The organism is Nocardiopsis sp. NPDC006198, assembly GCF_040613895.1.
In the GTDB taxonomy this organism is placed as follows: domain Bacteria; phylum Actinomycetota; class Actinomycetes; order Streptosporangiales; family Streptosporangiaceae; genus Nocardiopsis; species Nocardiopsis tropica.
The window spans coordinates 1-26484 of record NZ_JBEXSY010000054.1; the positions used below are offsets into that span (position 1 = coordinate 1).

The following is a 26484-nucleotide window of genomic DNA, read 5'->3' on the forward strand; positions in this document are numbered from 1 at the left end:
GCGGCGACCTGTTTCCAGCTCAGGCCGGTGTGCAGCGTCCACGTCCCGGCGGCGCCGCCGGCCACCGCCGCGCCGACTGGGCCGGGGCCTTCGCGCGAAGGCCCCGGCCCGCACGCCGTTGGAGGGACTTTCAGCCCGGTTGGGCTTTCCGGGAACCGGGGGCGGGCAGCGACGGGGGAGGGCACACCGACACCGGAGGCGGGCCATGGCGGACACGACGCGCTCCACCGACGGCGGGAACGGGACCCGGGCACGCGGACTGGAGGTGCTGCGCGACCCCGTGCTCAACAAGGGGACCGCGTTCACCGCTGAGGAGCGCCGCGAACTCGGACTGGAGGGCCTGCTGCCCGCCGCGGTGGAGTCCCTGGACCAGAGGGCGCGGCGCGCCTACGGCCAGTACCGGGACCAGCCCTCGGACCTGGCCAGGAACATCTTTCTGGAGGCCGTCCGCGATCGCGACGAGGTCCTCTACCACCGGCTGCTCGGCGACCACCTCCAGGAGATGCTGCCCGTCGTCTACGATCCGACGGTCGCCCGGGCCATCGAGACCTACAGCACCCAGTACCGGCGCCCCCGCGGCGTCTACCTGTCCGTCGACGACCCCGGCGGCGTCGAGCGCGCCCTGTCCAACCTCGGACTCGGCGCCGACGACGTCGACCTTCTGGTCGCCTCCGACGCCGAGCAGGTGCTGGGGATCGGCGACTGGGGCGCGGGAGGCGGTGCGGGGATCGCCGCGGGCAAGCTCGCCGTGTACACCGCGGCCGCCGGGATCGACCCGGCGCGGACGGTCCCCGTCGCCCTCGACGTCGGGACCGACAACGGGGAACTGCTCGACGGCCCCGCCTACGTGGGCAACCGCCACGCACGCGTGCGCGGCGAGCGCTACGACGCCTTCATCGACGCCTACGTCACCGCGGCGACCCGCCTGTTCCCCGGAGCGGTGCTGCACTGGGAGGACTTCGGCCCCGCCAACGCCCGACGCATCCTGGACCGCTACCGGGACTCGGTGCCCACGTTCAACGACGACGTGCAGGGCACCGGGGCGATCGTGCTCGCCGCGATGCTCGGGGCGGCGCGGATCTCCGGCACACCCGTGCGCGACCAGCGGATCGTGGTCTTCGGCGCGGGCACGGCCGGCATGGGCATCGCGGACCAGCTGCGCGACGCGATGGTGCGCGACGGCCTGACCGGGGAGGAGGCGACCGGCCGCGTGTGGCCGGTGGACAGACAGGGCCTGCTGACCGACGACATGGACGGGTTGCGCGACTTCCAGGCCCCCTACGCCAGGCCCGCGTCGGAGGTGGAGGGCTGGGCCCGGGAGGACGGGGCCATCGGCCTGCGCGAGGTGGTCGGGCGGGTGCGGCCGACGCTGCTCCTCGGCACGTCCACCGTGCACGGCGCCTTCACCGAGGAGATCGTCACCACGATGGCCCGGGGCACGGAGCGGCCCGCGGTCCTGCCGATCTCGAACCCGACCGACCGGATGGAGGCCGCGCCGGAGGACCTCTTGCGCTGGACCCGGGGCAGGGCCCTGGTGGCGGTCGGCGTCCCCGCGGACCCGGTGACGGTGGACGGGGTCGAGTACTCGATCGCCCAGGCCAACAACGCGCTCGTCTTCCCCGGTATCGGCCTCGGCGCGATCGTCTGCCGTGCGCGCGCCGTCACCGACCCGCTGATCCGCGCCGCCGCCGAGGCCGTCGCCGCGATGGTCGACACCTCCGCACCGGGCGCCCCGCTCCTGCCGCGAGTGGGGGACCTGAGGGAGGTCTCCGCCCGCGTCGCCGCGGCCGTGGTCGAGAAGGCCAGGGAGGAGGGCCTGGCCCGGGTCCCGGTCACCGACCCCGACCGGCAGGTGCGGGACGCCATGTGGCAGCCGGTGTACCGGCCGCTGCGCGCCCTGTGACCCTCCTGCGCGCTCGTCGGTCCGGGCGCACCCCGCTACCGCGTGCCGGCGAGTCCGCCCATCACCTCGTACGTCTGCCGCGGGTTCAGCGGCGGGTGGGGGAGCGGTCCCCGTGCGGCCTCCGCGCGCAGGCCGTCGAGCAGGAAGGCGACCCCGCGGCGCCAGACGTCGGGCGCGGCGTCGGCTGCCGCCCGGGAGAGCACGGCGTTGGTCCCGAAGACGAGCATGAGGTCCTCGCCGGTGAAGTCCGGGCGGACGGCGCCGGCCAGCCGGGCGCGCTCGACGATCCGCGTGCCGGCCTCCAGCGCCCGGCCGCAGATGGCCATCAGGCGCCCGGAGTCCGGATAGCGCCCGCCGACCACGTCGGCGACCGCGGGGTGGGTGGCCTGCAGTTCGCAGACCCGCTCGACGTAGTACGCGAACCCGTCCCAGGCGTCCTCGAAGGCCAGGGCGTGCTCGCCGGCCTCGTCGAGCCGGTCCGCGGCCAGGTCGGCCACCACCTCGTCGATGAGCGCCTCGCGGGTGCCGAAGAGGTTGTAGAGGGTGCCGTGGCTCACGCCGGCCCGGCGGGCGATCTCCTTCAGGGGCACCTCGAGACCGCGCTCCTGGAAGAGCTCGGCGGCGGCTGCCCGCAGTTTCTCCGCGTTGCGTTGCGCGTCGGCCCGCATCCGGTCGTTCCTCCTGGCCTCGGTGCTGCGGCCTCCATGGTCCCATGTCCGCGCGAGCCCAACTTGACCCTAGGCTCAACTTAGGTGCTAGGGTCGGGCGATAAGTTGACCCTATGGTCAAGTAATTGTCGTCGCAAGGAGCAGCCCCATGTCCAGAGTGATCGCCGTCCTCGGCGCCGGAACCGGCCTGGGCGTGTCCGTGGCCCGCCGCTTCGGGCGCGAGGGCTTCCGGGTCGCCCTGGTGGCCCGCCGCCAGGACCGGTTGGACGCCCTCGTCGCGGAGCTCGCCGCCGAGGGGATCGAGGCGGTCGCCTTCCCCGCCGACCTCTCCGAACCCGCCGGGGTGCCCGCCCTCGTCGGGGCGATCCGCGAGCGCCTCGGGCGGATCGACGTCGTCGAGTACGGGCCGATCAGCGGCGACCAGGGCTTCACCCCGGCCGCGGAGCTGGACGCGGCCACCCTGGAGGGCCTCGTCCCGCTGCTGCTGCTCACCCCCGTCGAGGTGGTCCGGGCCGTGCTGCCGGAGTGGACCGAGCGCGGCGACGGCGCCTTCCTGCTCGCGCAGGGCTACTCGGCGGCCCGGCCGATGCCCGGCCTCAGCGGGCTGGGCCCGGTCATGTCGGCCACCCGCAACTACCTGCACTCCCTCAACGCCGAGCTGGCCGGCACGGGTGTCTACGCCGGCGCCCTGACCATCGCGTCCCTGATCGACCGCAGCGAGGTGGCCGCCGCGGCCAGGGCCGCCTTCGACGCGGCCGACGGCCCCGACTTCCCGGTCGTGGACCCCGACGACCTCGCCGAGCACTACTGGGACATGTACACCGGGCGCGACCGCTTCGAGCGGTTCCACCCCGAGCCGCTCGCCCAGGGAACCGCGGCGTAGCGCACCGCGCGGTGCCGCCCCGGCCTGCGTCGGCCCCGGCCGGAGCGGGGCCGACGTCCGGGTACGGCCGTCCCGGTACCCCCGGCCGATGACCCGCACCGGTCCGTTCCCTAGCGTGGTGTGGCACCAGGAAGTGGAACGACCGGAAGGAACAGGACATCTTGTCGAACAGGTCACAGAGCCGCAGCGGAGCGGGCGCGCGTATCCGGCAGGCGGGCCCCCGCGTCGCCGCCTCGGCGCTCATCCTGGCCCCCGCCCTCGCCCTGGCCGCTCCGGCGCAGGCCGAGCCGACGCCCGCATGCCTCGGGGAGGAGGGCGCCACCGTCGAGGAGGCGCGGATCGCCGGGGAGGTCCCGCAGGAGATCCTGGACAGGTCCGGGTTCGCCGCGGACGTGGACCGCTTCACCGAGGAGCTGTGCGCGGCCTCCGGCACGGACGAGGCGGGCGAGATCGTCGCGCGCCACGCCGACGCGCTCTGGCGCAAGGCGGTGGACCGCGTCCGCGGGACCGGTGTCGTCGAGGGGGACCTCAGTGCCGGTGACGACCGGCCGCTCTACTGGGCGCGGCTGGGCATGACCTCGGCCCTGCACCGCTGGGAACCGGGCTTCGAGCTGGCCGGGGCCGACCGCGAGGCTCTCGTGGCCGACATGGACCGCCGCTCCCGCGGCCAGGACGACGCCGGCTTCGCCGAGGACCCGGGAGGCCCCGGGGTGTCCCGCGTCGTCGTGACCGGGTTCGACCCGTTCCAGCTCGACAACGACATCCGCCAGGCCAACCCCTCCGGAGCGGCCGCCCTCGCCCTGGACGGAGCGGTGATCGAGACCGGCGAGGGCGTCGCGGTCGTCGAGGCCATGCTCTTCCCGGTGCGCTGGCGCGACTTCACCGACGGCATGGTCGAGCACGCCCTCCTGCCGCACTACACCGGCGACCGGCCGGCCGACGCGGTCATCACCGTCAGCCAGGGCCGGGACGGCCGGTTCGACCTGGAGGCGCACAACGGCGCCTGGCGCGGCGGCGCCGCGGACAACGAGTCGGTCGGCACACCGGAGACGGCCCCCATCCCCGAGGGCGTCCCCACCGTCACCCCCCAGCCGCAGTGGTCCGACTCCTCCCTGGACCACCCGTCCATCATCGGGGAGACCGGCGGGGCGCCCTTCCCCGTGGTCGACAACACCCAGGTGACCGAGATCCCCGCGGGCGGGACCACGCCGGTGGTGCGCCCGGACGGGCCCACGCCCGGCTCCGAGGCGCGGGCCGGGGGCGGGGGCGACTACCTCTCCAACGAGATCGCCTACCGCAACACCCTGCTGCGCGACGCCACCGGCCTGGACATCCCGGCCGGGCACGTGCACACGCCGATCCTGCACTTCGGGCCCGGCGGCGGCGTCACCGACCCCGAGTTCGAGGAGAACCGCGCGGCGATCTCCGGCCAGGTCGAGGCCATCGTCGCGGCCGCCGTCCGGCCGTGACCGCCGGGGGCGGGCGTCACCACGGGCGCCCGCCCCCGCGACCCCTCAGGAACCGGCGGGCGCGCCCGCGCCGCGCAGGTGGGACATGCTGCCGTACAGGTCCTGGAGCCGCCGCACCTCCTCGGCGTCGACGAAGTGCGCGATGCCGCGGCCGTAGTCCTTGGCCGTCTCGACGGCGAACCGCACGGCGGTCTCCACGCTGCGCAGGTCGGTGGCCCCGGTGGCCGACCCGGCCACGGCGGTCTCGGTCACGATGGCCACGCCCACGACCGGCGCGGCGGTGGCCGTCGCCGGCTGCAGGATCGAGTTCACGTGGTAGACGCCGTTGCCGTACGGGGTGATGTCCTGCATGGTCAGCGGCATGACGACCGGGGCGCGGCCGGTGGTGCGGGAGACAATGTCCAGCAGGGTCTCCGGGACGCGGACGATCCACCCGTCGACCACGGCCGGGGTGATGGCGATGCCGTGGTGGTTGCACACCCGGTTGCCCTTGGTGGTGTCCACGGACAGGATCGCGTCCATGGCGGGCAGGACCTCGTGCCGGTTGCTGACGTCCTGGTCCACCACCGATCCCATGAACGGGACCGGGTCGTGGGGCTGGGTCGGGGCGTCGGGGTCGATGTGGGTGGCCACGACGACGTCGCCCGGGAGGGTGTCGCCCCGGCGGCGCATGTCCAGGAGCTTGGCGGCCGCGGCGACGGCGGTCAGGGCGCCGTCGCCGTCGCTGACGAAGCCGATCTGCTCCGGGCGCGCGCCCAGGCCGCCCAGGCGGCCGAGGATGCCCAGGGTGGGGGCCGAACCGCCCGACGACGCGCCGTCGGTGCCGGGGATCGTCACCCGGACGAAGTCGGTGGACCCCCCCTCGCCCGCGACGGTCTCGACGGCGACCTCGCCGTCGGCAGCCCCGTGGCGGCGCAGGTACTCCGCGACGGACGCCCCGTCCGCGGTCGGGGTGTCGAGCAGGTCGTGGGTCTCGATGACGTGGCTCCAGGACATGGGTGCCTCTCTCGGTCGGTGGCGGGCCGCCTGGCCCGGGCGGGCGGTACGACCGGTGCGGACACCGGTCGCGGCGGTCCTTCGGGACGGTGCCGACCGCGCGTCCGGAGCGCGGCCGACGGGACTGTGCGGGGCGGGGTCAGCCGCCCGCGGCCCGTACGGCGGCCCGCGCCCCGGAGCGGACGGCGTCCACGACGGGGACGCCGACCTCGTCGGCGAGCCGGGCGTACAGGCCGATGGTGGTCATGCCGGTGCACGCGAACATCAGGGTGTCCGCGCCCATGGCGACCAGGCGTTCGGCGGCCTCGACCGAGGCGGCGAACCCCGCCGCGGTGGCCAGGTCGTGGGTGCGCCGCACGCCCTCGGGCACGAGCGCGGCCACGCGCGCGGACCCGAGCACGGCGGTGACCGACTCCGGGGTGCGGGTGGTCAGGTCCAGGACGCCGACCCGTGAGCCCAGTTCCAGGGCCCTGCGGGCCGCGGACTCCCCGGCGCCGACCACGGGGACGCCGACCGCGGCGCGCGCCCGGGACAGCCCCGGGTCCGCGGCGCAGCTGACGAGCAGCGCGTCCACGCCGTCCTCGCGCTCCATGCGCACGGCCAGGTCGGCGACCTTGGCCGAGGCGAGCGCGAAGGTCGCGTCGTCGTGCACCCCGTCCGGCTGGTCGGGCAGGCACCGCGAGACGGTGTCCACGCCCAGCTCCTCCCGGATGACGCGGCCGTGGCCGTCCAGCCGCTCCCCGTCGTCGGTGGTGACCACCCGGATGACGCCGATCCTCATACCGCCGCCCCCGCCCGCGCGTCGAGGGAGTCCAGGACCTCCGCGGCCAGGCGCACGCAGACCGACCGGGCCAGGACCACCGGCAGGCCCGAGGCGGCGGCCGCGCGGGCGCGCATCTCCTCCGTGTAGCCGATGCAGTCCAGGGCCAGGAGGTCGGCGCCCCCATCGGCGAGGCGCCGCGCGGCGGCGGCGAGCTCCTCCGGGGTGCCGGTGTAGGGGGAGCAGGCGTCGGTGAGGACCCGCGCCCCGGAGGGGAGGCGGCGGCCGAACTTCGCCTCGGTGTCCGTCCGCTGCTCGGGCAGGGGGCACACCACGCCCACGCACCCGGTGTCGCCGAGCAGGGCCGCGGCGCCGAAGGCGATCAGCCGGTCCGGGACGAAGAGCGGCTTGGCGTGCTCCAGCTCGGGGAAGGCGCCGGTACAGGCGAGCAGCACCGCGTCGACCTCGCGCTCCAGGTCCGCGAGGACGCCGGGCAGCCGCTCCATGACCAGGGACTCGCCCAGGACGACGGAGGAGCCGTCGGCCAGGCGGGTGGTGAGGGCGTGGTCGTCCGGCGCGACGGGCCGCGCCTCGATCTCGGCGCGGGTGAGGCCGTCGAGCGCCCCGCGCTCGACGACGACGGCCTCCGGGACCAGGGCGGTCAGCTCCGGCACCAGGTCCGGGCGCGGGGCCTGGCCGATGGTGAGGACTCCGAGGCGTGTCATGGTTCCTCCAGGTTTCAGCGGCTGAAGATGGTGCCGACGGAGTGGACGGAGTCGCCGGCGATGAGGCCGGCGCCGACGAGGGCGATCTCCTGCTCGCCCTTCTCGCCGCGGCGGCGCTCCCACACGAGGCGGATCGCCAGCCCGGCCAGGACGAGCCATCCGGCGTTGGGCGTGGCCACGAGCAGGCCGGTGGCGAGCAGCACGCCCATCTGCCTGCGGGGCCCGCCCAGGAACTGCACCACGGCGCCGGGCACGGCCCACAGCGCGAGCTGGAGCAGGACGGACGGGTCGGTCAGGCCGGCCTCGATGGTGTCGGCGTAGACGATCGAGGTCGGCGGCACGGCGCCGTCCGCGAACAGGCCCTGCCACAGCAGCGCGACCATGCCGATCGCGACGGCGAACCCGATCATGGAGGAGAAGAGCTGCTGGCGGCGCCCGTCCAGCTCGTAGGCGGTGTAGGGGCGGCGGTCGCGGCGCAGGACCCAGCCGGCCTTGAAGTCGTAGCCCATGTCCGCGAAGGCGGGGCCGGTGGCCGCGCAGTAGCCGACGAGCAGGGCCAGCGGGACCCCCGGGATGCCCAGGGCCAGGCCCAGGATGAGGAAGATCAGGGTGACCGCGAAGGCGGGGAACCAGCCCGCGTGCATGGCGGCCAGGCCGACGATGAGCTCGTGGACCAGGGCGGCCACGGCGGCGAACAGGACGAACCCGACGATGCCCAGCCAGCTCATGTCCGACCAGATGCCGCCGGCGACCGCGAGCACGAGGGCGCCCAGGGCGAACAGGACGTAGCCCGAGCCCAGGGCCCGGCCCAGCGTGGCCCGGTCGACCGTGTAGGCCAGGGAGGGGTCGTCCTGGGCCGCCCGCTCGCGGGCCGCCTCGCGCTCGGCCTCCCGGCGGCCCTGCCGTCCGGCGAGGATGACGACGATCTGCACCAGGGCGACCACGCCCGCGCCGATCATGACGCCGTGCGGCACGTAGACCGCGTTGAGGTCGACGCCGATCACCGCGGGGGAGTACTGGGCGACCAGCAGGCCCACGGCGAACATCAGCAGCGCCCAGACGTTGCCGATCATCGCGATGCCCGCCGCCGACATCGGCATGCCCAGGAAGGACGCCCCGAGTCCCACGACGCCGCCGCCCACCAGGACGGCGGCCTGGCGCCCGCCCCTGTCCCCGGCCTTGATGGTCTCGGCGGCGGCGACACCGGGGGGCCAGGCGGCGTCGGCCGGCAGGAACCGGGAGCCGAAGGCCTTGTACAGCACGAACACGTCGATGAGCAGGCCCAGGGACGCCCCCAGCAGCATCGGCCACACCAGGTCCGGCCGGCCGAAGAGGAACGGGATGGCGATCGGGGTGAGCAGCGAGTTCGCCGAGGCGAAGGTCGCGCCCGAGATCGACGACTGGATGAGGTTCTGCCGGTGCGTGTTGCGGAACGACCGCAGACCCAGGAACCCGGCCCGGCCGATGAGCATGGCGACGACGGCGCCGATGACGCTCGTGTTGGGGGAGACGCCGAGCGTCGTGATCATGTGGATGCCGATGACCGCTCCGAGGAGGCTCACCAGGACGGTGACGATCACGACGACGGGCTCGAACGCCCGCGGGTGGCGCGCGCCCTCCGAAGTCTGCGGTTCTGTGGACGAACCGTGTGCCGAGGGTTCCATGTGTGTCCTTCGGGGATGGCTCGCGTCCGGCGGGGACGGAGTGTCGCTGGTCAAAGGCCTGCGGGGCGCGGATGCCGTGCCCCGGCCCGTCATGCACAGGCTGCCCCCCGTTCACCCGCCGGGGCAAAGGTTTCCCACTATGTGGGAGTTAAGATCACATTGCGATCCCTTGGGGCAGGGTTCCCGGACCCGCGGCGCGCATAGGGTGAGCCCCATGTCCACCGGTCCCACGGAACGCACCGGCCCCCTCCAGACGGTCGACCGCGCGCTCGACGTCCTCCTCAGCTTCGACGAGTACCGGACGAGCTGGGGGGTCATGGAACTCGCCGAGGAGTTCGGCCTGGCCAGGTCGACCGCCCAGCGGCTCCTCGCCTCCCTCGCCGGCAAGGGGTTCCTGCGCGCCGACCCCGACACCCGCCGCTACGGCATGGGCCCCGCCATGTGGCGCATGGCCGGGCTGTGGGAGCGGTCCGGCGGCCTCTCCGCCCTGGCCGAGCCCCTGCTCGCCGAACTGGCCCGCACCAGCGGGCGGACCTCCCTGTTCTGCGTCCCCGACGGCGCCCACGTGCGCTGCATCGCCGCCGTCAGCGGCTCAGAGGGGCCGCGCCGGTCGCACCCCTTCGTCGACGAGCTCTACCCCGCCCACGCGGGAGCCACCTCCCGCGCCTACTTCGCCTTCCTCGACCCGGCCGAGCGCAGGGCCCTGCTGGCGGGCCGCCCCTCCGCCCGCTTCTCCGACCTCACGCCGTTCGACGAGCGCGAGGTCGAGGAGCTCTTCGACACGGCCCTCGAGGAGGGGTATGCGCTCTCCCAGGGCGAGTACGACGCCGCCTCCCGCGCGCTCGCCGTCCCCGTGTTCGGCGGCAAGCGCCCGGTCGGCTCCGTGTCCCTGGTCGAGAACAAGCACTCCGACCACGACGACGACCTGCTCGACCACCTGGCGCCGCTGCGCGCCTCCGCCGACGAGCTCACCGGGCTGCTCTCCAACCGGCGCCCGGCACCGCCCACCCGCAGGTGGAGGCGGGGCCACGGCTCCCGCCCCTCCCCGCGCCCGACCACTCCCTGAAGGGGGACCATGCCCGAGCTGCTGCTCCTCTCCAACTCGACCAACCACGGCCGCGACTACCTCGACCACGCGTGGACGGACGTGGAGGCCTTCCTCGACGGCCGCGACGAGGTCGCGTTCGTGCCGTTCGCCGGAGGCGACCACGACGCCTACACCGCTTCGGTAGCCGAGGCCTTCGCCGCCCGCGGGATCCGGGTCACCGGGGTCCCGGCCGACGCCGGGGCCGCGCGCGTCCTCGACGGCGCGCAGGCGGTCTTCGTGGGCGGCGGCAACACGTTCCGCCTGGTGGCCACCCTCCAGCGCACCGGGATCATGGGGGAACTGCGCGACCGCGTCCTGGCGGGCCTGCCCTACATGGGGGCGAGCGCGGGCACCAACATCACCGCCCCCACGCTGCGCACCACCAACGACATGCCCATCGTCGAGCCGGAGTCGTTCGCCGCGCTGGGGTTCGTGCCGTTCCAGATCAACCCGCACTACCTGGACGCCGACCCGCGGTCGACGCACAACGGCGAGACCCGCCTGACCCGGCTGACGGAGTTCCTGGAGGCCAACGACGTCGACGTGCTCGGCCTGCGGGAGGGCGTCCACCTGCGGGTGGAGGGCGCGGGGACGGACGTGGTCCGGGCGACCCTCGGCGGCGCCGCGGTGCAGCCGGACGCCCCGGGCCCGGCGATCGTCTTCCGCCGCGGCACGGAGCCCTTCGAGGTGTCGGGCGAGGTGACCGACCTGTTCGCCCGCACGCCCCGCTTCGACCACCCGGCCTGAGGCGGGCGGCGCGGGGGCTCCCCCGCCACTTCCGTGGCCCCGGTCCCCGTCCGGAGTCCTGCGGGCCGGGCCCGTCCGTGCCCCGCCGAACGCGCGACCTTCCGGACATGGCCCCCGCCGGCCCGTGCCGTCAGGCCAGGCCGGCCCTGCCGAACAGCGGGGCGTAGCCGGACGGCAGGTGGCTCAGGAGCTGGTTCAGCTCCCCGCCGGAGACGTTCTCGGCCACCGCCGTCAGGACCGCCCCCGCGTCATGCCTCGCGGTGTCCTCCCGCGAACCGGTCCGCTCCGCGACGCGGCGGCAGAACTCCTCGGTCCCGAAGGCGTGGGCCCCGGGCTGCCCGGATTCCCGGAGTTCCGTCCCCAACGGGTCCGGCAGCTGCGCGGCCAGCTTGGCGACGGACTCGTCCGGCAGGCGGGTCGCGAGCACGGCGAGCACCTCCTCCGTCACCTGCGCGGCCTCGCGGTTGTCCTGGTACTCCCCGAGCTCGCGTACCTCGGCCACAAACTCGTCGTAGCGCATGGTCCACCTCGCCTCACATCGGAGTCGGAACTGTTCTCCCTGTACGGGCCCCTGCCCGGGCGGGCGGGGGCCGAACCGCCTTCGCTCCGCGCGCTCGCTCCGCACCGGGTGCGGGCCGGCCGGGGTCGGAGCCGGGCCCCGAACCGCGGCGTTGCGCGCACGGTCTTCCGCTGTTCCGGGTGATGCTTGTCCTGCGGCACGCGGACGGGCGGGAGCCGCCGGGCGCGGGGAGTACGAGCCCCTCACCTGGGCGGGGATGTGGACGATCCACCGGCGCCACCGTGTCCGAGGCCCGGGCCCCGACCCGCCCGGAGCCGTGTCCGACGGCGTCGCGGTGCTCGGCCGAGCGGCACGGCCCGGACCCGGAGGGGCGTGCGCGCCCCGGGAGCACCGACCACCTGGAGGAGACGGTGAGCACCACGCCGACGGACGACATCGCCGTCCACTACCGTTTGACGCCCGCCGAGGTCGACGAGATCGGCTCGGCCCTGCGGGAGGCGGAATCCTGCGGGCCCCCGCCCACGGACCCGGCGTTCTACGAGCGCAACTGGGCGCTCCACGACTCACTGCCCCGCGGGCTCCGCCTGTTCCTGGAGCGGTTCCGCCGCACGGAGGAGACCGCGGCCTGCTGCGTCCACGGGTTCCCCGTGGACGACGGGATCGTCGGCCCGACGCCCCGGCACTGGAGGGGCGCGGACGCGGGCCCGACCCGCCCGCAGGAGCTCTTCCTGGCCATGTGCGCCCTCGCCCTGGGGGAGCCCTTCACCTGGTCCACGCTCCAGGAGGGCAGGATGGTCCAGGACATCTTCCCGGTCCGGGGGGACGAGCTGCGCCAGAGCGGCCACGGCAGCGAGGCCCTCCTGGAGTTCCACACCGAGGACGGGTTCCACCCCGGCCGCGCCGACTACCTGATGCTGTTCGGGATCCGCAACTGGGACGACGTTCCGACGGTCCTGTCCTCGGTGCGGGACGTGAAGCTGGACGCCGGGACCGCCCGGGTGCTCTCCGAGCCGCGTTTCCTGATCATGCCCGACGACGAGCACGTGCGGCAGCTGCGCACTCACGACCCCGACCACCCCGCGCTGGAGCGCGTGCTCGCCATGCGGGACCGGCCGCAGCCCGTCCCCGTGCTGTTCGGCGCGGACGCGGCGCCGTACCTGCGCATCGACCGGCCGTTCATGCGCTGCGTCGGCGACGACCCCGTCGCCGAGCGGGCGCTCGACGACCTCATGGAGGAGCTGGAGCGCGTGCAGCACTCCGTCGTGGTCGGCCCCGGGACGCTGATGGTGGTGGACAACTACCTGGCCGTCCACGGCCGCAAGCCGTTCCGCAGCCGCTACGACGGCACCGACCGCTGGCTGAAGCGGATGATCGTGAGCCGCGACATCCGCAGGTCGGCCGCGCACAGGATGCCGCAGAGCCGCAGGGTCCTGGCCTGACCGGCCGGGCCGCCGGGGGTGCGCACCCGGCCTCCGGCCGTGCGCGCACCCCCGGCAGCGGGGTCGAGGGGCCGCCGCGTACGCGGTGAGGCCGTCGGCCATGCCCTGCATGAAACGGGTCAGGTAACCACCGCCAGAAGGGGCCGGAGAACCGCAGTTTCGGTTCGAAGACCGCCGACCACGTGACGGAGCTCCACGGTGCCCCGGTAGGAGCGGAAGGGGCCGTCCAGGGCCTCGTAGACGAAGCGGCGGTCGGCCTCCAGCCCGACGATGCGCTCCCGGACCACGGTGCGCCCGGTGCGGAAGGCCCGGATGTCGCCGACCCGTTGCAGCTCCCCGGAACCTCCCCCCTCGACTCGGCCGCGTCGATCGGCGACCACGACGGCCAAGAGGACGTGCGCAGGAGTGCGGAGAAGACGGCGTCGGGGCCGGCCTGCGAATGCGATGTCACGCTGTAGGTGGAGGTCACGGGTTCACGCCAGGGCGCGGCGCCCGCTCCGGGCCATGTCCGGGATTGCCGTCCACCGGTCCGATCCTGCCGCGCGCCGCCCCGGTCTGGCCACGGCGGCCCGATCGACGACTTCGGCGACCACATCGCTGTCGTGGACGACCCGGTGTTCGAGGGCGCCACCCCCGCGCAGCTGATGGCCCTGGGCGGGAGGACCCGGGGACTCCGGCCAGAGGACCGCGGGGGTCGTGCCGGTCGCTGATGGGGAGACCATGCGCGAATCCCGGGCGCCCCGTCCTGGTGGTGCCCGTGGAGGACCGCGTCGGATGGGCCTTCCGGCTCGACCCCGACCTGGCCGGGACCATGGTGGTCGACCTGGTGATAGCCAACCAGGACATCGAGGACTACAAGGGCCCCGACATCAGGGCGCACTTCCACGGCACGGCGTGACCTGCGGTCCCGGGGAGCGGAGGACCGTACCGGGAGCGTTGTTCGCTGCCTGTGCCTGTGCCTGTGCCTGTGCCTGGGGCGGGGCGCAGGCGGTGGGAAGGACTGGGCGCCCGCACGAACGCTGAGAGCAGGCCGAACCGTGCCCCCAGCGCCGTACGGGTACCCGAGTCCTCGGTCCGGTCAGGTCATGCGGTGGGCTTCTCGAACCGGGAGGGGAGGGGGAAGCGTGACTGCAGGTATCCCTGGACCATGCGTTCGACAGACTTCTCGGCCTCAGGAGGGGTGTCGAAGTCGTTGAGGCAGAAGAAGTCCACCTCCTCCGCGGCGTCCAGGGCGGCGAGTCTGTCCGGGGCCTCGGGCGAGCCGATGTCGATGTAGCGCATCCGGAACTCCCCGGCCACCCCACGCCCGGTGAGCAGCGCGTAGTGGTGGTGCATCGTGGAGGTGAAGCCCACGTCGGACAGCTCCCGGAAGCGTGAGCGCCCGGTGCGCTCCACGTCCTCGCGGTAGCGCTCCTCCAGCTCCAGCATGACCTCGCGGATCTGCGGGTGCGGGACGTGCTTGAGCTTGTGTGTGATGTGGCGGCCGAAGGAGTCCTCGAACAGGGCCCGTACGTTCTTGCCGGCCGAGTTGGGCGCGACCTCCCCGGGAATGGGCCGGCCGGCCCCGAACTGGTGGGTGGAGAAGGGCAGCTGGGCGATGCCGTTGGCGTGGAAGAACTGCTCGGCGCTCACCGGGCGGCCCAGGAACACGTCGTCGTTGAAGTACAGGTACCGCTCCGACAGCCCCGGAATACGGTGCAGGCGTGTTTCGATGGCGTGGGAGTTGAAGGTGGGAAGCGCCTCGCGGTCGGCGAAGATCTCGGTGTGGTCCACCACGGTGATGCCGGGGGCGTCGCGATCCAGCCAGGCGGGGACCTGGTCGTCGGTGACCACGAAGACGTTGCGCACGAACGGCGCGTACATCTCCAGGGAGCGCAGCGAGTACCGCAGTTCCTCGCGGTCGGTGAAGCGGGAGGCATTGTCGGCTGTCCCGGAAGCGGCCGTCGGCCCCTCGCCCCTGTGGAGGGCGCGCTTGGCGGCGTGGGTGGGGTCGGCACCGTCGACCCAGGTGTAGACCACGTCCACGGGGAAGTCGACCTCGTCCACGAGTTTCCAGGTGAAGGGCTCGAAGGTCGGGTGCTCGCGCCCGGAGACGGTGAGGGTGGCGGGCTTGCGCTGGTCGGCCGGGAGCACGTCGGCCACCCGGTTGCGGCGCGGGGCCACCAGGCAGTCCGCCAGGGCGTCGCGGGGGACCACGGTGCGCAGCCGGGACAGGACCTGCTCGGCGTCCTCGCGCTCCAGGACGGCGGAGCCGTCGCGCCAGAACTCCACGTCGCACCCGTACTCGAACCCGCCCAGGACCGTGCCCTGCGGAGAGAGCAGCTGCTCGGCGAAGCGGATGACGAGCCCGGACTTGATCGGCGCCGCGAGCGCACCGTCGACGTAGGCGGAGAAGGCGGCGACGCTGCCCCTGGCCCCCGGCTTGACCGCGTACACCGCGCTGGTCCCGTAGAAGGAGCGCATGGAGTCCAGGAACCGCTTGCGCTCGGAGCGGTGGACGCCGACGACGTGGCGCAGCGCCGACCTGCCGCGGACCAGGAAGTAGTCGACCCCGTCAGCTTCCAGGGCCTCGGTGACCAGGCGCAGGTTGTGCTCCGCGGCCCGGGAAGCGGTGAAGCGGTCCACGACCCGGCCCAGGAGTTCGGCGCCGTCCACGGTCAGGGAGCGCAGGGCGGGGTCGCTCTCGAGGAGTTCGGCGCGGCGTCGGGCGATCTTGGCCAGGCGCTTCTCCTCGGCGGCCTGTTCAGCGGCCTGGCGGCGTTCCTCCTCTCGGCGTGCGCGGGTCGCTGCGGGAAGGAGGCGTTCGCCGGCTCGCTCGATGCGAGAGGCCAGTGGCATGGGGGACCTTCTAGTGGGGGTGGGGGAGTTGTTCTGTACTGGGACAGAGGAGTCTCGAAGGAACAGGAGTCTCATATGTGCACAGAGGTGACGAGTGAGGTGTCTGATTCGTTGACGCGGAGCGGCGAGAAGTTGCCTCAGATGTGAAGACGCACCGGGGTTGCTCGCATAAAGCTCTTTGTTGATTACCGAGGGTTATGGATTTGGGGTCTGGGTGATGGAAGGAGGGGGCGGTCCTCCCTCGTGACGTTGTCCCCGTGAGTCGGGACAGCGAGCTGGCCCTCTCGACTGGGAGGCCGACTTTCCAGCGTTCTCTCGCTCGAAGAGTGGAGTGTGGATCTTGGGGGGCTCCGTCGGTGTTCGGTGTCACTCTGGGTGATGGTGGCCGGATCCGGCCACGAAGGTTTGTGGCCAGCTCAGCCCCGTAGAAGATGCGGCGAGAAGACTCGTGTGGCTCAGTGAGCTCCTGGTGGCCTTGTTCATAAATGAGAACTCCAGTAGCTTCTGTCTCGTTTGAGGTGGCTGTAACTGAGTTCCGCTCGGTTCGGTGTCCCGTTCGACAACAAAAGACAGGCATCCCCCATGCATCCCCCCTTGACCCGGGCGACGGCGGTTTCCGCTGCCGCAGTCCTGGCCCTGTCGCTGCTCACGGCCGTACCCGCCGCAGCGGACGAAGACGATCCCCTGGCGCCTGTCGGTGAGGACTCCCGGAGCGAGGAGTTCAACGCCCTGGCGCTGGCCCAGGAGACCGGGGAACGCGTTGAGATCCCGTCTTTGACGGATGAGAAGACGCAGCACTTCGCCAACCCCGACGGTTCGCTGACCGCCGAGACCCATGCCGTGCCGGTGCGGGTGCGTTCGTCGGACGGCTGGGTGGATGTGGACACCACCCTGGTCGCCACCGGCGACGGTTTCGTCAGTCCCAGGGCTGCGGGGATGGAGATCGCCTTCTCCGGCGGCGGCGACGCTCCGTTGGCCAGGATCGGGATCGGCTCCAACAGCGTCGAACTCGACTGGAACGGTGACCTCCCCGTTCCCACCCTGGACGAGGACCAGGCCACCTACGCCGACGTCCTCCCCGACGTGGACCTGGTGCTGACCGCAGGAGTCGAGGGCTTCACCCAGGTCCTGGTCGTGCACACCCCCGAGGCCGCCACCTCCCCCGACCTGGCCGAACTGGAACTCGCCCTGGCCGCCGACGGCGTCACGATGAGCGCTGACGAGCACGGCAACATCGAGGCCCTCGGCGACGAGGGCGGGCACAGCGTCTTCACCGTCCAGGCGCCGGCCATGTGGGACTCCACCGGCCAGGACGAAGCTCCGGGTGAAGACCCCCTCATGGCACCCACCACCGGAGCCCGCACCGCTCTGGTCGAGACGGCGATCGGGGTGGATTCCATCCGACTGGTCCCCGACCAGGAGATGCTGGTCGACGAGACCACCGAGTTCCCGGTCTACATCGACCCCTCGGTCAGCGCCAGCCGTCCCAACTGGGCCTACGTCGATCAGGCCTACCGGAACCAGACCTACTACAACCGCAACATCGACAGCGTCGGTGTGGGCCGGTTCGTGGACACGGCCACCTACATCCGCCGCGCGTTCTTCCAGTTCACCGTCATGGCCCGCACCAACCAGGCCAACACGACCATCAACTCGGCGACGCTGCGCACCGAGGTGGACTGGGCCTACAACTGCAACAGCAACTCCTACATCCAACTGCACCGTACCGACGCGTTCAACAGCAAGACCACCTGGAACAACCAGCCCACCGCCCGCACCCTTCAGGACACCCAGAACGTCAGGGGCGGCTGGGCTACCTGCCCCTCCAGCAGCGGTGTGGAGTTCGACGCCACCAACGCCTACAAGTGGGGTGTCGACAACGACTCCTCCCACATCTATCTGCGGCTGAAGGAACGCGACGAGTCCGCGGTGACCGCTTGGCGGAGGTTCAACGTCAAGAACAAGCCGCCGGTGCTGGTCGTCAACTACAACAACCCCCCGTCCCAGGTGAGCGCCGCGAGCATGTCGGACTCCCTCGGCGGTATCTGCTCCACCGACAAGGACAAGCCGCGTCTGGTCAACGACACCTCCCTCACGCTCAGGGCCACGATCCGCGACTACGACGCCCGCAAGGACTGGGGCGGACAGAAGCTGAAGGTGCGTTTCGCCTGGTGGGCCGACGGTGAAGGAGATCCGCTGGGGGAGGCGGAGTCGTCGTATGCCGACGTGGGCTACTGGCCCAATGGCTCCGAACGCAGTGTGACGGTGTCCGGCCTGCCGGAGAACCAGTTGCTCGGATACCGGGCCATGGCGCACGACCAGACGGCGTGGAGCCCTTCCTGGTCCTCCTGGTGTTGGATCGAGATCGACACCAACAAACCCGACACCGGCCCGACGGTGACCTCCACCGACTACCCGGCCGACGACGCCATGCACGGCAGTGTCGGTCGAACCGGCGATTTCACGTTCGCCAACAACGGTGTCGAGGAAGCGGCTTCGTACCACTACAGCCTCAACGACCCTTCCTGCGCGACCGAGATCAAGCTCGCCGAGCCCGGTGCGAGCGCGACCGTCTCCCTGACGCCGCGCCGCAACGGCGCGAACATGATCTACGCCAGCACGATCGACGCGTACGGGAACTCGTCCTTGTGCGAACTCGCCTACTACTTCCTCGTCGCTCCGCCGAGCAGACCGGTGGCGCACTTCACCTTGAACGATGGACAGGGGGACACGGCCGCCGACTCGGCCGAGACAGGACGTGAGGCATCCGCCTCCGGCGACATCGGCTGGACCCGGGGCCGTGTGGGCGGCATCATCGACGGCGCCTTCCGCCTGGAGAACACCGGTCTGGACACACTGGGCGGGGGACACGTCCGTACCGACGAACCGGTGATCGACACCAGCGGAGCGTTCTCGGTCTCCGCGTGGGTGCGCCTCGACGCCGAGCAGCCGAGCCGGGCCTACACGGCGGTCGCCCAGGACGGGACCCGGCAGAGCGGCTTCTACCTCGGCTACCAGCACACCCAGGGGGGCCGGTGGGTCTTCAAGCAGGCCCCCTACGACGGGGACGACACCTCGATCTCCGAACGGGTGCTCTCCAGCGAACCCGCTGAACTGGGCGTCTGGACCCACCTGCTCGGCACCCACGACCCCGAGACGGGCGCGCTCACCCTGTACGTCGACGGGGTCGAGCAGGGGACGCACATCCAGTCGTCGGCGTGGAACGCCGAGGGCCCGTTCGTCATCGGCGGAGCCAAGTACCGGGGCACCTACTACGACTTCTGGCCTGGAGCCATCGACGATGTGCGCGTGTGGGACCGCGTGGTCACCGACGAGGTGGTGGTCGAGGACCCGGAGGCCCGATCCGAGGCGTGGACCCTGGCCAACCGCCCCATCGCGCTGGAAGGCCGCTGGAGACTGGACGAAACCGACGGCACCGCTGTCGCGGACTCCTCCGACCACGACCTGGACGGAACCCTGCACGGTGACCCCCTCACCGCATGGAACCACGCCGTCAACGACGTCACCTACGCCCCCGGCGTGAGTCTGAACCCGCAGACCCAGGAACACATCGCGACCCGTGCCGCGGCGATCCGCACCGACCGCAGCTACAGCGTCGCGACCTGGGTCCGGTTGGACGAGATCGGACGCAATGCGGCCGCCGTGGCGCAGAACGGCAACGACCACAGCGGCTTCACGCTCGCTTACCAGTACACCTACGACTGGAACAACTGGGTCATGAAGCTGCCCCCCGAGGACCGGACCGGAGCCACCGGATGGCACCGCGCCCTGTCCACGCACGCGCCCGAGTTCGGGAGATGGACCCATCTGGCCGCGACCTACGACCACACGTCGCGCGAAGTCACCCTCTACGTCGACGGAGCCAGGAACGGCACGGTCGAGGTCCCTGCGGCCTGGCACGCCGACGGCCCCGTGGTCATCGGCGGTGGGCGCTTCGAGCGGCAGTTCGCCGACGCCTGGGCGGGAGACATCAGTGATGTCCACCTCTACCAGGGTGTACTCGACGAAGACGAGATCAGGGCGGTCCTGCACGGGATCTCCCCAGCGCCCACCCTCTGACCGGTAACCCCCAAGAACTCCTCTGCCCTGTGAGCTTCCGGCCGCTGTCAGAAAGGCATGCCGTGCCTGATAATCCCCCGCCCACGTCGAACCCGCCCGAAGAGACCCTCTCCGACCAGGAACCGGTCGCGGTCCCCCGCACACGCACCATGGCCAACAGCCGTTTCGTGCGACTCATCAAGGGACCGGTGACCTATGCCTCTGTGCTGGTCCTGGTAGGCGGCCTGCTACAAGCCGCACCGGCGTCCTCGCTCACCTTCAACACCCGTCCCGACGTGGTCGACGAGGAATCCGTCGCCGGCACTGATGTCGAAGGAGCTCTGGCGGCGGCCGGAGAAGAGGACGCCATCGCCGAGGCGTCCCTCGACGGGCCCTTGGACCATGCCTGGCCCGATGAAGTGGCAGGGGAGACCGCTCTCGCGGCCCCGGGGGAGGACCTCCAGGTCGTCGACGGACTGATCACAGTGGCCCAGGTCTCCGAAGAGGAGCTGGGGGACTGGGAGGAGCAGATCGCGCCGGACTTCCCCGCCGCGGAGGCCGCTCCGGCCGACGACGGCAGGGCGCCCGCCCCGTACGAGCCGGAGACGGGGGAGCAGGACGAGGCGGTCGAGCCCGACCCCGAGGGATCCGATCCCGAGGTGGCGCCGGAGGAAGAGCTGCCCGAGGTTCCCGCGGAAGACGAGGACACGGAAGCCGGCACGGACGACGAAGGCGACGAACCCACTGACGAAGCGCCCCTCGCCTCCCCTGTGACGTCGGTGCGGGTCGAGGTCCTTGATCGCGCCGTGGCCGAGGAAGCAGGAATCGACGGCCTGCTCCTGCGGGTGGTCCGAACCGATGAGACGCACGAGGCAGGGCCGGTCGACCTGACGATCGACTACTCCGGCTTCGCCCACGCCTATGGGGGCGATTACGGCGGACGCCTGGACCTGACCGAGGTCGACCCCTGCCTCATCGACGAGTCCGTCGAGTGTCAGGAACGCGCCCCCCACACGTTCACGACCGACAACGACGCCGAAGCGCAGACCCTCACGGGAACCGTGCCGGCACTGGGAAGTGAGGGCGCGCTCCTGGCCGTGGCCGCCGACGCCAACGGTTCGCGGGGCGACTACAGCGCCACCGACCTGTCGGCCGCGTCCAGCTGGGACGTCGGACTCCAGACCGGCGACTTCTCCTGGAACTACCCCGTCGACACACCGCCGGTCGCGGGCGACCTCACCCCGGGGATCGAACTGGGCTATTCCTCCAGCTCCGTGGACGGACGGGTCTCCTCCTCCAACAACCAGGCCTCCTGGATCGGTGAGGGCTTCAACTACGCGTCCGGGTTCATCGAGCGCAAGTACGTGCCCTGTGCCGACAGCCAACCGGACAACGCGAAGACCGGTGACCTGTGCTGGTCGCGCCACAACGCCACGTTCTCCCTGAACGGCCGCTCGGGAGAGATGTTCCTGGACGAGGACGGAACATGGCGCATGCGCCACGACGACGCCTCGAAGATCGAACGGCTCACCGGCGCCACCAACGGTGACAACGACGGCGAGCACTGGAAGATCACCACGACCGACGGCACCCAGTACTACTTCGGCCTGAACCGGCTCCCCGGATACACCAGCGGCAAGCCGGAGACGAACTCGGCCTGGACCGTCCCCGTGTTCGGGCGCAACTCCGGACAGCCCTGCAACGCGTCTAGCTTCGCGAACTCCTGGTGCCAGCAGGGCTGGCGATGGAACCTCGACTACGTGGTGGACGCGCACGGCAACGCCATGACCTACCACTACACCAAGGAGCGCAACCGCTACGGCCGCAACGCCCAGGCCAACACGCCCACGGTCTACGACCGCGGGGGGTACCTGCGCCGCATCGACTACGGGCTGCGCTCGGACGACGTCTACGCCACCGCCCCGGCCCGCGTGAACTTCGCCGTCGGTGAGAGGTGCATCCCCACCAGCAGCTTCGACTGCGCCGAGGCCAAGTACACCAGCGCCAACGCCGCCCACTGGCCCGACGCGCCCTTCGACCAGCACTGCGCGGAAGGACAGAACTGCACCAACAAGCTGTCCCCCACGTTCTGGACCCGCAAGAAGCTGAACACCATCACCACCCAGGTCCACAACGGAACCGAGTACACCAACGTCGACTCCTGGAAGCTGGAGCACGCCTACCCCCGGACCGGCGACGGCACACCCCCGGACCTGTGGCTGGAGTCGATCACCCACACCGGTCACGTCGGAGGCAGTGAGGCCCTTCCCGCACTGGAGTTCGGAGGGACCCAGTACGAGAACAGGGTCGACACCCAGGACGACGGCTTTGCCCCCATGCTCAAGTGGCGGATCTCCAAGATCCTCACCGAGAGCGGAGGCCAGCTCGACGTCAGCTACGGCGGCGGAGAGTGCGACCCCGAGGCCTTCCCGGACCCGCACGCCAACGGCACCCGCTGCTTCCCCGTCGTGAACACCACCGCGGACGGCAAGAGCGAGTACACCGACTGGTTCCACAAGTACGTGGTCACCCAGGTCAGCGAGTTCGACCTGGTCACCGACCAGCCGGAGAACCGGACCACCTACGAGTACCTGGGCGATGCCGGCTGGCGTTACCAGGACGCGGACGGTTTCGCCCGGGACAAACACCGCACCTGGTCCAACTGGCGCGGATACGAACAGGTCCGTGTCGTGACCGGCACCGACGACGCCACCCGCTCCGCCACCGAGCACCGCTTCTTCCGGGGCATGCACGGAGACCACCTGCCCAACGGGACACGGACCGTCGACGTGAGCGACTCCGAAGGCGGCCGGCACCGCGACCTCAACGAGTACAACGGGTTCACGCTGGAGGAGACCACCCTCGACGGACCCGAAGGCGACGTCGTGGAGAAGACCATCTCCCAGCCCTGGAGCCAGGTCACCGGAGAGCGCACCTACTCCTGGGGGACGCTCCAGGCGCGCATGACCGGCATGGCCACGAGTACCCAGTACACCGCCACCGGCGACGGATGGATGCGCACCCGCGAGAGCGCCGAGTACGACTCGCTGGGCCGTATCAGCCAGGTCGACACCGACGGCGACCTCGACGCCTCCGGTGACGAGGAGTGCACCCGCTACACCTACGCCGACAACCCCGGCCTCAGGATCCTGGACTCCGTGGCCCGCACCGAGAAGGTCGCGGTCGACTGCGGGACGACTCCGTCCTATCCCGACGACGTCGTCAGCGACGAGCGCTCCCTCTTCGACGGGGGCGGTTTCGGCGAGGCGCCGACCGTCGGCCTGACCACCAGCTCCCAGCGCGTCATGGAGTACGAGGGCAACACCCCCACCTACCAGGTCGTCGAGGAGAGGGAGTATGACTCCTACGGACGTACAGTCTCCGAGACCGACCCGCGGGGGAACGTCACCGAGACCAGCTACACATCCACGGTCACGGGGGGAGTGGCAACCACCGTCGCCACGACCAACCCTCTGGGACACACCGAGACCGAACACCTCGAACCTGCTCGCGGCATGCCGGTGGCCGAGGTCGACGCCAACAACCACCGCACGGACATGACCTATGACCCCCTGGGGCGCCTGACCCAGGTGTGGACCCCTGATCACAGGAAGGCCAGCGGGGCAGATCCCGCCATGCGGTTCGAATACCACATGCGCAACGACGCCCCCACGGTCGTGGTGAGCCGAACCCGGCGCGAGAACGGGAGCTACTCCTCCACCTACCAGATCTACGACGGACTGCTGCGCGAGCGCCAGCAGCAGGAACCGGGTGTGGGCGGCGGGCGCCTGATCAGCGACACCTTCTACGACAGTCGGGGTCTGGAGACCAAGAAGCGGCACGCCTACACCAACAACGACGCTCCCGGTGAGGACATCTTCCTTCCCACCGGTGGTGACGAAGTCATACCCCGGTACACCCGGACGTCCTATGACGGTGCCGAGCGCCCGGTCGAGGTCCGTACCATGTCCTTGAATCGCGAGCTCTGGCGCACGTCGTCCCAGGACCTGGGGGACCGCCAGCTGATCACACCAGCTCCTGGGGCGATTCCCACCACCACGATCAAGAACTCCCGCGGCCAGACAATCGAGGTGCGCCAGCACGAAGGCGACACACCCGAGGCCGATTACACCTCGCTCCACTACACCTACACCCCCGCCGGTGAGGTGGAGACGGTGACCGACGAGGCAGGCAACGTCTGGCGCAACCACTACGACCTGCGCGGTCGCAAGACCCGTACCGACGAACCCGACCGCGGCACGACCGAATTCGTCTACGACTCCGCGGACCAGGTGGTCGCGCGAACCGACGCCCGTGATGAGACCGTCGTCTACGTCTACGACGAACTGGGCCGCAAGGTCGCCCAGCACGAAGGAGGTGCTGACGGCCCGCTCCTGGCTTCCTGGACCTTCGACACCGTCGCCAAGGGGCAGCTGAGCAGGGCCACCCGGTACCAGGACGGTCTGGAGTTCACCACCTCGATCGCCGCCTACGACCCTCTGGGGCGGGCGACCTCCACACGTATCCACATCCCCGAGGACCCCGCGTACGGCAACCTGAGCGGCCCCTACCAGTTCCGGAGCATCTACAACTCCGACGGCACGGTCAGGTCGAACTACTACGCCGCCGCCGGTGGACTGCCCGAGGAGACCGTCAGCTACACCTACAACGACCGGGGTCTGGCGACCAGGGTCAGAGGTATGAGCCCCGCGGAGACGGTGGACTACGTCCACGAGACCTCCTACTCCAGGAGCGGCCAGGTCCTACAGCGGGAGCACTACCGCAACGACGGATCACAGGCCAAGTACACGATGTCCACACGCACCTACGACGCGGGAACCCAGCGGCTGGCCACCGCCAGCGTGCACGCTGAGATCGGCCTCGGGACCCTCGTCCAGCAGCACTACTCCTACGACGCGGCCGGCAATGTGCTCAGCGTCAGGGACGAACCCACTGCTGAAGGACTCCTGCCGGACGTTCAGTGCTTCGGCTACGACGAGATGCGGCGGCTCACCGACGAGTGGACGGTCGCTGCCAGCGGCGACCAGGCCTGTGACACCCCGCCGTCCACGGACGCGCTGGGAGGGGCCGCCCCGTACTGGAACAGCTACACCTACGACGACCTCGGCAACCGCCTCACCGACACTCGGCACGGGCTCGTCGAGGGCAGCGATGTCGAGCGCACCTACCAGCGGCCGGAAGCAGGGCAGGACCGTCCGCACGCCGTGACCCAGGTCGACTCCACCGGAGCCGGCGGCACCGCCACCTACGCCTACGACGAAGCCGGGAACATGGTCTCCCGGCAGACCTCCACCCGTTCCCAGACCCTGGAATGGGACGCGGAGGGACAGCTCGCCGCTGTCCAGGAGGGACAGAACACCTCCGAATTCGTCTACGACGCCGAGGGCGAGAGGCTGATCCGGGACGACGGGCAGAAGGTGACCCTCTTCCTCCCGGGTACGGAACTCACCTTCGACAAGGAAGAGCTCGCCTTCCAGTCGACCAGGTTCTACGAACACGCCGACGAGGTCATCGCGAGCCGCTCCAACAACGGAAGCGTCCACTGGATCTTCTCCGACCACCACCAGACCGGGCAGCTCGCGGTGGACTCCCTCACCGGACAGGGGGTGCGGCGCAGGTTCACCGCCTTCGGCGGAGAGCGCGGCAACGCCAACGGCGCCTGGCCCAACTCGCGCGGGTTCGTCGGCGGGGTCGTCGACGACCAGGCGGGACTGACACGTCTGGGCGCCCGCTCCTACGACTCGGGGCTGGGGTCGTTCATCTCACCGGACCCGGTCGTGGACACGGCCGACTCCCAGCAGATGCACGGGTATTCCTACTCCAACAACAACCCGGTATCCTTTACCGACCCGGACGGGTTGTTCCTGCGCAAGAGTTTCACGAAGGCTCGCCAGTGGGCTGCTCAGCGTGCTCGCCAGGCCGCTATCCGTGCCTACCAGGTGCGTATGGCCGCCATCAGGGCCTACCAGATCCGTCAGGCAGCCATCCGTGCTGCGCAGATCAGGGCCGCGAAGATCCGCGCCGCGCAGATCAGGGCCGCGAAGATCCGCGCCGCCAAGGCGGCGGCAGCTGCGCGCAAGGCAGCAGCTATGCGGGCAGCGGCGGCACGTAAGGCCGCTGCGGTGAGGGCCGCACGGGAGAGGGCAGCGCGAGCCGCTGCGGAGAAGAGGAGAGAAGCTGCGCGGCGCCAAGCCGAACAACGCAAAATTGCGGAGGTCAATAGGAGAAAGCAAGAGGAGCGCCACAACTCTGAGAATTTGCCTGAGCCTGCTTTGCGTGGCGAAGGAGATCGAGAGGTCTCGAGACGACCAGAGGAGAGTACATCGACAGGGGGGTTTGACTTTGTCGAATGTGTGGGAGTCACAGGATCATTGGTAGGTATTGGTGGTGGCGTGGGAGGTGCATTAGGCGTAGGGGTCGGTGCTGTGGCGGGTACGGCGGGAATCGCCACTGGGCCGGGCGTCGTGTTGACGGTACCTGCCGGTGTCGGCCTTGGGGCTGCGATCGGTACCGGAGCCGGAGCGCTCGCCGGTTTTACTGTTGGGGCAGGGTATTGCATGACTATGAATTACAGGTAGTCTTGAGCTGGGCGAATGGGGTTGCTGGAGTATTTTTCCCGAAGTTGCCATGAATTGCAGGCCACTGTAGTTATTTGCTAGTGGAATTCCCCTTAAAATTTCTGTTTTGCATTTAACGGTAGAGTAA

General features: G+C 71.1%; 18 protein-coding genes. 9 read left to right on the forward strand and 9 right to left on the reverse strand.

Annotated elements, in window-relative coordinates; translation table 11 throughout:
* Positions 1-205: 205 nt before the first annotated feature.
* On the forward strand, positions 206-1903 hold the full coding sequence (locus ABZ234_RS26540) for an NAD-dependent malic enzyme (RefSeq protein ID WP_355013838.1): 1698 nt from the start codon (positions 206-208) through the stop codon (positions 1901-1903).
* A gap of 35 nt (positions 1904-1938) precedes the next feature.
* Here ABZ234_RS26540 and ABZ234_RS26545 read toward each other — a convergent pair whose 3' ends face one another.
* Positions 1939-2571 (reverse strand): helix-turn-helix domain-containing protein, encoded by a 633-nt coding sequence (locus ABZ234_RS26545; protein ID WP_355013839.1) that lies wholly within the window; start codon positions 2569-2571, stop codon positions 1939-1941.
* A 148-nt stretch (positions 2572-2719) separates the two neighbouring features.
* On the opposite strand from ABZ234_RS26545, the gene ABZ234_RS26550 reads away from it, so the two are divergent.
* Positions 2720-3454: an SDR family NAD(P)-dependent oxidoreductase gene (locus tag ABZ234_RS26550; protein ID WP_355013840.1), complete on the forward strand. Its 735-nt coding sequence runs from the start codon at positions 2720-2722 to the stop codon at positions 3452-3454.
* A gap of 203 nt (positions 3455-3657) precedes the next feature.
* Positions 3658-4923 (forward strand): pyroglutamyl peptidase, encoded by a 1266-nt coding sequence (locus ABZ234_RS26555; protein ID WP_355013868.1) that lies wholly within the window; start codon positions 3658-3660, stop codon positions 4921-4923.
* A gap of 45 nt (positions 4924-4968) precedes the next feature.
* Here the strand turns inward: ABZ234_RS26555 and ABZ234_RS26560 are convergent, their stop codons facing one another.
* From ABZ234_RS26560 to ABZ234_RS26575, 4 genes are all read right to left on the reverse strand, one after another.
* Positions 4969-5919 (reverse strand): DUF1177 domain-containing protein, encoded by a 951-nt coding sequence (locus ABZ234_RS26560; RefSeq protein ID WP_267949501.1) that lies wholly within the window; start codon positions 5917-5919, stop codon positions 4969-4971.
* Between the two features lie 139 nt (positions 5920-6058).
* On the reverse strand, positions 6059-6700 hold the full coding sequence (locus ABZ234_RS26565) for an aspartate/glutamate racemase family protein (protein WP_355013841.1): 642 nt from the start codon (positions 6698-6700) through the stop codon (positions 6059-6061).
* Positions 6697-7404: an AroM family protein gene (locus ABZ234_RS26570; protein ID WP_355013842.1), complete on the reverse strand. Its 708-nt coding sequence runs from the start codon at positions 7402-7404 to the stop codon at positions 6697-6699. Before ABZ234_RS26570 ends, ABZ234_RS26565 begins: the two co-directional genes overlap by 4 nt.
* 14 nt (positions 7405-7418) lie before the next feature.
* Positions 7419-9068 carry an OPT/YSL family transporter gene (locus ABZ234_RS26575; RefSeq protein WP_355013843.1) on the reverse strand — a complete coding sequence of 550 codons (1650 nt, stop codon included), beginning with the start codon at positions 9066-9068 and terminating at the stop codon, positions 7419-7421.
* Between the two features lie 214 nt (positions 9069-9282).
* On the opposite strand from ABZ234_RS26575, the gene ABZ234_RS26580 reads away from it, so the two are divergent.
* Both ABZ234_RS26580 and pepE read left to right on the forward strand, forming a co-directional pair.
* Complete coding sequence (locus ABZ234_RS26580) at positions 9283-10134, forward strand: IclR family transcriptional regulator (protein ID WP_355013844.1); 852 nt, start codon at positions 9283-9285, stop codon at positions 10132-10134.
* 9 nt (positions 10135-10143) lie between these two features.
* Positions 10144-10902 (forward strand): dipeptidase PepE, encoded by a 759-nt coding sequence (pepE, locus tag ABZ234_RS26585; protein ID WP_355013845.1) that lies wholly within the window; start codon positions 10144-10146, stop codon positions 10900-10902.
* A gap of 130 nt (positions 10903-11032) precedes the next feature.
* Here the strand turns inward: pepE and ABZ234_RS26590 are convergent, their stop codons facing one another.
* On the reverse strand, positions 11033-11422 hold the full coding sequence (locus ABZ234_RS26590; protein WP_355013846.1) for a DUF2267 domain-containing protein: 390 nt from the start codon (positions 11420-11422) through the stop codon (positions 11033-11035).
* A 410-nt stretch (positions 11423-11832) separates the two neighbouring features.
* On the opposite strand from ABZ234_RS26590, the gene gntD reads away from it, so the two are divergent.
* Positions 11833-12861, forward strand: coding sequence for a guanitoxin biosynthesis L-enduracididine beta-hydroxylase GntD (gntD, locus tag ABZ234_RS26595; protein ID WP_355013847.1), 1029 nt, complete (start codon positions 11833-11835; stop codon positions 12859-12861).
* Positions 12862-12980: 119 nt separating this feature from the next.
* Here gntD and ABZ234_RS26600 read toward each other — a convergent pair whose 3' ends face one another.
* On the reverse strand, positions 12981-13241 hold the full coding sequence (locus tag ABZ234_RS26600) for a hypothetical protein (protein WP_355013848.1): 261 nt from the start codon (positions 13239-13241) through the stop codon (positions 12981-12983).
* 93 nt (positions 13242-13334) lie between these two features.
* On the reverse strand, positions 13335-13583 hold the full coding sequence (locus ABZ234_RS26605; RefSeq protein WP_355013849.1) for a hypothetical protein: 249 nt from the start codon (positions 13581-13583) through the stop codon (positions 13335-13337).
* Between the two features lie 35 nt (positions 13584-13618).
* Here ABZ234_RS26605 and ABZ234_RS26610 point away from each other — a divergent pair, with 35 nt between their 5' ends.
* Positions 13619-13759 carry a hypothetical protein gene (locus ABZ234_RS26610; RefSeq protein ID WP_355013850.1) on the forward strand — a complete coding sequence of 47 codons (141 nt, stop codon included), beginning with the start codon at positions 13619-13621 and terminating at the stop codon, positions 13757-13759.
* Between the two features lie 185 nt (positions 13760-13944).
* Here the strand turns inward: ABZ234_RS26610 and ABZ234_RS26615 are convergent, their stop codons facing one another.
* Positions 13945-15699 (reverse strand): stealth family protein, encoded by a 1755-nt coding sequence (locus tag ABZ234_RS26615; RefSeq protein ID WP_355013851.1) that lies wholly within the window; start codon positions 15697-15699, stop codon positions 13945-13947.
* A 582-nt stretch (positions 15700-16281) separates the two neighbouring features.
* Here ABZ234_RS26615 and ABZ234_RS26620 point away from each other — a divergent pair.
* Together ABZ234_RS26620 and ABZ234_RS26625 are read left to right on the forward strand one after the other, a co-directional pair.
* Positions 16282-19779: a LamG-like jellyroll fold domain-containing protein gene (locus ABZ234_RS26620; protein WP_355013852.1), complete on the forward strand. Its 3498-nt coding sequence runs from the start codon at positions 16282-16284 to the stop codon at positions 19777-19779.
* Positions 19780-19841: 62 nt separating this feature from the next.
* On the forward strand, positions 19842-26357 hold the full coding sequence (locus ABZ234_RS26625; RefSeq protein WP_355013853.1) for an RHS repeat-associated core domain-containing protein: 6516 nt from the start codon (positions 19842-19844) through the stop codon (positions 26355-26357).
* Positions 26358-26484 lie beyond the last annotated feature (127 nt).

What these genes read in the sequence shown, in the direction of transcription:
- ABZ234_RS26545 (WP_355013839.1), bottom strand. Translation starts at nt 2,571, where the DNA reads ATGCGGGCCGACGCGCAACGCAACGCGGAGAAACTGCGGGCAGCCGCC.
- ABZ234_RS26615 (WP_355013851.1), bottom strand. Translation starts at nt 15,699, where the DNA reads ATGCCACTGGCCTCTCGCATCGAGCGAGCCGGCGAACGCCTCCTTCCC.
- ABZ234_RS26590 (WP_355013846.1), bottom strand. Translation starts at nt 11,422, where the DNA reads ATGCGCTACGACGAGTTTGTGGCCGAGGTACGCGAGCTCGGGGAGTAC.
- ABZ234_RS26550 (WP_355013840.1), top strand. Translation starts at nt 2,720, where the DNA reads ATGTCCAGAGTGATCGCCGTCCTCGGCGCCGGAACCGGCCTGGGCGTG.
- ABZ234_RS26605 (WP_355013849.1), bottom strand. Translation starts at nt 13,583, where the DNA reads ATGGTCTCCCCATCAGCGACCGGCACGACCCCCGCGGTCCTCTGGCCG.
- ABZ234_RS26575 (WP_355013843.1), bottom strand. Translation starts at nt 9,068, where the DNA reads ATGGAACCCTCGGCACACGGTTCGTCCACAGAACCGCAGACTTCGGAG.
- ABZ234_RS26580 (WP_355013844.1), top strand. Translation starts at nt 9,283, where the DNA reads ATGTCCACCGGTCCCACGGAACGCACCGGCCCCCTCCAGACGGTCGAC.
- ABZ234_RS26620 (WP_355013852.1), top strand. Translation starts at nt 16,282, where the DNA reads ATGCATCCCCCCTTGACCCGGGCGACGGCGGTTTCCGCTGCCGCAGTC.
- ABZ234_RS26560 (WP_267949501.1), bottom strand. Translation starts at nt 5,919, where the DNA reads ATGTCCTGGAGCCACGTCATCGAGACCCACGACCTGCTCGACACCCCG.
- ABZ234_RS26540 (WP_355013838.1), top strand. Translation starts at nt 206, where the DNA reads ATGGCGGACACGACGCGCTCCACCGACGGCGGGAACGGGACCCGGGCA.
- ABZ234_RS26570 (WP_355013842.1), bottom strand. Translation starts at nt 7,404, where the DNA reads ATGACACGCCTCGGAGTCCTCACCATCGGCCAGGCCCCGCGCCCGGAC.
- ABZ234_RS26565 (WP_355013841.1), bottom strand. Translation starts at nt 6,700, where the DNA reads ATGAGGATCGGCGTCATCCGGGTGGTCACCACCGACGACGGGGAGCGG.
- pepE (WP_355013845.1), top strand. Translation starts at nt 10,144, where the DNA reads ATGCCCGAGCTGCTGCTCCTCTCCAACTCGACCAACCACGGCCGCGAC.